Below are 3,826 nucleotides of genomic sequence, written 5' to 3' on the forward strand. Positions count from 1 at the left end.
GTTCCAGTCCGCGGCCTGAAGGCTCCATGCTGGCCAGTTCCAGTCCGCGGCCTGAAGGCTCCATGCTGGCCATCTGTGAAGACGGCCGCGTCGTGGGTTCGGTGTCGGGTGGCTGTATTGAAGACGACATGATTGACCGGGCCCGCCGCGAAGGCCTCAGCCAGACCAGGCCGGCCATCGTCACTTATGGCGTTTCAGCCGACGAAGCGCGCCGCTTCGGCTTGCCTTGTGGCGGCACCATTGAGCTGGCCATTGAGCCTTTGACAAAGGAAAGCTGTATCGACGAGCTGCTGCAGCGCCTGCAGGCTGGTGAGCTGGTGGCGCGCCGACTTGATCTGCACACGGGCGCCGTCACGCTCAGCACCGCCCAGCCCAGCCAAGGCATGCAGGTGTCTGAAGCCGCGCTGGTGACCTTGCACGGTCCGCGCTGGCGTTTGCTGATCATCGGCGCCGGGCAGCTGTCGCGCTTTGTAGCGCAGATTGCGCAGGGCATGGACTACGCCGTGACGGTGTGCGACCCGCGTGAGGAATACCGTGACAGCTGGCAGGTGGAAGGCGTGGAGCTGGCCACCGGCATGCCCGACGACGTGGTGCAGGCGATGAAGCTGGACGCCCGCTGCGCGGTGATTGCGCTGACGCACGACCCCAAGCTGGATGACCTGGCGCTGATGGAGGCTTTGCGATCCGAAGCGTTTTATGTGGGGGCCATAGGCTCGCGCCTGAACAACCAGCGCCGCCGCGAGCGGCTGGCCGAGCACTTCGACATGACGCCTGAAGAGCTGAACAAGCTGCATGGGCCGATCGGCCTTTACATCGGCAGCAAGACGCCGCCCGAGATTGCGATTTCCATCCTCGCTGAGCTGACTGCCGTCAAGAACGGTGTGACGTCAGGACAGATGGCCAATGTTGCCGCGGCCAAGAGCCAGTTGGGCTTGCCGCCGACCGGGGAAGTCTGCGCCATCACGCAGTAGACACGGCCGCCGCAAGTACGGCCGCAGCCTGGGCAGTTTGGCGGTCAAGCCGTAAATTCAGAAGAAAAAACGCCTGCAAGCCAATAGGGGCGTGCGCAAGCAGCTATTGTATTGATAGCAGATGATCAGGCGTCAACGGCCTGTGCGGCGCTCACGTCGAACGCCACCGGCGGCAAGCCTGCACGTGAGCGTTCCGTCATGTGGGCCCAGGCAGCTTGCCGGTCCTTGATGCGGGCAGCCGCATCAAACAAGGGTGGGGGTGGTGTTTTGTTCCGCGCTGCGTGCAGCCTGGCCTTTAGCTGCTGCAACGCTTCGGGGTTGCGGCCTAGCCGCACAGCCTCTGCAACATAGGCCTGCGGACTTTCCAGGACGCATTCAGGCAGGCCGGCAGCCTGCAGGATGCTCGCGCCCATGTGTGCGGCCATGCTGCCGCCGGGACAGGTGATTCCAGGAACACCCTGGCGCAGCGCCTCTTCCAGCCCTGGTGCGGCATTGAGGCGCAACGTGTCCAGGAAGAGGTCGGCACAACCCAGATGGGCAGGTATTTCGGGCCAGGCGGCAGCGGCCGAAAAAATCAGCCGCTGCGCGCCTACGCCCGCAGCCTGTGCTTCGCGCACGAGGTTGGCCGCGGCCCGGCTGCAAAAGGGCAGCCAGAGCACCGTGTCAGGCAATGACCGCAGGATTTTCATCCAGCTGGCGAAAGTGGTCGCGTCCAGCAGCGACGGCAACAGGCAGGAGCACAGCACCAGGGCGTCTTGCGGCAGCCCGGCTTTTTCGCGCGAGGGCGAGTTGGGGCCGGCGTCCATGCCAAAGCTTCCTGGCCAGCAAGTCTGCGGAAGGCGGACGATGGGGCCGAAATGGTCTGCGCCGTTGTGGCCGGCTTCGCCCTTCACCTTTGGTTGGATGACGTGGTCGGAAAGGGTGTAGTCCCATGCGCCGGAAACATGGTGCCGGTGAAGGCCGGGCTCGCGCAGCTGCACAGGCGCGACCCGCATCAGGGCGACTTCCTGTCGCGTCCACGCGGGGTTCACGGCCTGCTCCACGTAAATATCAAGCCTGTCCAGCCGGATGCGCCCCACGGCTTCGAGGTCGGTCATGTGCCCGAGTTCATTCACGCTGGCCGCGTGGCGGCGCAATACCTCCTGGTGCTCCGGCTGCGGGCGACCTGTGAAAGCATAGACATGGATGGCAAAACGCTTGCCGTCATAAAGCGCGAGTTGCTGTTCAAGCGCACGCACCTGCCGCGCATCGGCCAGGCTTTGCACGGCCAGGCCGACGTGGATGCGGCTATCGGTTGGCAGCCGGCGCGTGCGCGCATCGGGCTTGAACGGCGGGCAGGATTTGAAGCGGGTTTTGGTGACTTCCTGGGTTTGCTGACGCATCTGCTGCAGCTCAGCTTCGCCCATGCCAAGCGTGAGGCCATGAAAGGGCGCATCACCCCAGTCCCGGTTCCTTTGGGTCGCAAGGGATTCATGCAGCGCTTTTTGCAGGACCTCGGCGAGGCCGTGATGGTGCCGCCAATCGCCGAGGGCCCTGTTGCGGAAGGCTTGCCGCATGTGGATCTGCAACGCGTCGGCTGCCGCATGATCGGCGCCCTTGCCCTGGATGGTGCCTTCAAGCGCAGTGCCTTCTGCGGTTTCCAGTTTCAGCAGGAACTCGCCCAGCAGGCTGCGGGTGTTGCCATCGAGGTCTTTCAGGGCGGCGTCGGCTTTTTCAAGCTCGCCGGTGAAAGCCAGAAGCGCGATGTGCCGAAGTTTCAGCTCGGCATGTTCCGGAAATTGCGCCAGTGCAAGCCGGGTAGCCTCTACAGCCTCGGCGTAGCGCCGCGCACCTGAGAGGTATTCAGCGAGGTTGGCGTGATAGGGCGGGTGGGCGGGCTGGATGTCAATGCACTTGCGGGCCAGGTGGATGGCCAGGTCCCACTGCGACGACCCGGGCGCGAGGATGGCAACGTTGTTCAGCGCCCGCAGATGGCCGGGGTTGAGTTCCAGCGCCCTGGTATAGGCCGCCTGGGCCTTTTCCAGGTCACCGCAGGCCTCTGCCGCGATTGCCAGGTTGGCCGCGCCATCGGCATCCTGCAACAGCAGCGCCTCAATGCCCAGCAGTGTGCGGTAGGCGGCCTGTGGGCGATCCAGCACGCTGAGCAGCGTGGCGCAGGCGGATGCCGAATTGACATCCATCGGCGATAGGGCATGGGCCTTTTCGAAAGCGGCCAGCGCCAGCTCGGGCTGGCCGGCGCTGTCCAGCTGGCTGCCTCGCGACATCCATTCCCCGTGATCCGCCTCGTGGGAAGGTGGGTGGACCTTGTCCATCACAACTTTGTCGCCGTCTTGCATGCAGGAATTATGTGGCACGGGGGCCCCTGAGATTCGCTGGCCGCGGAGATAATCGCGGCTGATGACCCAAGGCCTGACTCCCAACGACCCCGGCGTCCTGCACCTGCTTGGCCGTTTCGGCGAGTTGTACACCGGCGCGGAGCGGGAACTGCTGGACCTTGCGCGGCTTCTGGCCGGCAGGCGCCCGGTCAAGCTTTGGTCCGATGTGCCGGTGCATCGGGGGTACGCTGCAGAAGGTATTACCGCCGTGCAGCCGTTTGCGCATCAGTTTCCGAAAGACGGCACACTGCTGATAGGCGGCGTGCACCTGCAACCGGGCGTCTGGCTGAAATACACGCGCTTTCAGCGCATCGTTCTTCTGCACAACATTTCTCACCAGGGGCAACTGTTTGCCATTGTCGAAGGCGTGCGGGAATATACCGGCCTTGACCCGGAAATCGTTTCTGTATCCGACTGGTTGCGACGTACCGCCGCACTGACTGCACGGGTCATTCCCAGCCTGCTTGACCTCTCGCCTTT

3 protein-coding genes are annotated in these 3,826 nt (G+C 64.1%); 2 read left to right on the forward strand and 1 reads right to left on the reverse strand.

The window, feature by feature from the left end; genetic code table 11:
• The coding region (locus AC1D0Z_RS17440; RefSeq protein ID WP_477659478.1) for an XdhC family protein at positions 1–971 on the forward strand (971 nt) is incomplete at its 5' end.
• Positions 972–1,096: 125 nt separating this feature from the next.
• Here AC1D0Z_RS17440 and AC1D0Z_RS17445 read toward each other — a convergent pair.
• On the reverse strand, positions 1,097–3,307 hold the full coding sequence (locus AC1D0Z_RS17445; RefSeq protein WP_477659479.1) for an O-linked N-acetylglucosamine transferase family protein: 2,211 nt from the start codon (positions 3,305–3,307) through the stop codon (positions 1,097–1,099).
• A gap of 61 nt (positions 3,308–3,368) precedes the next feature.
• Here AC1D0Z_RS17445 and AC1D0Z_RS17450 point away from each other — a divergent pair.
• The coding region (locus AC1D0Z_RS17450) for a hypothetical protein (protein WP_477659480.1) at positions 3,369–3,826 on the forward strand (458 nt) is incomplete at its 3' end.

Source organism: Polaromonas sp. P1_E3 (assembly GCF_056405935.1).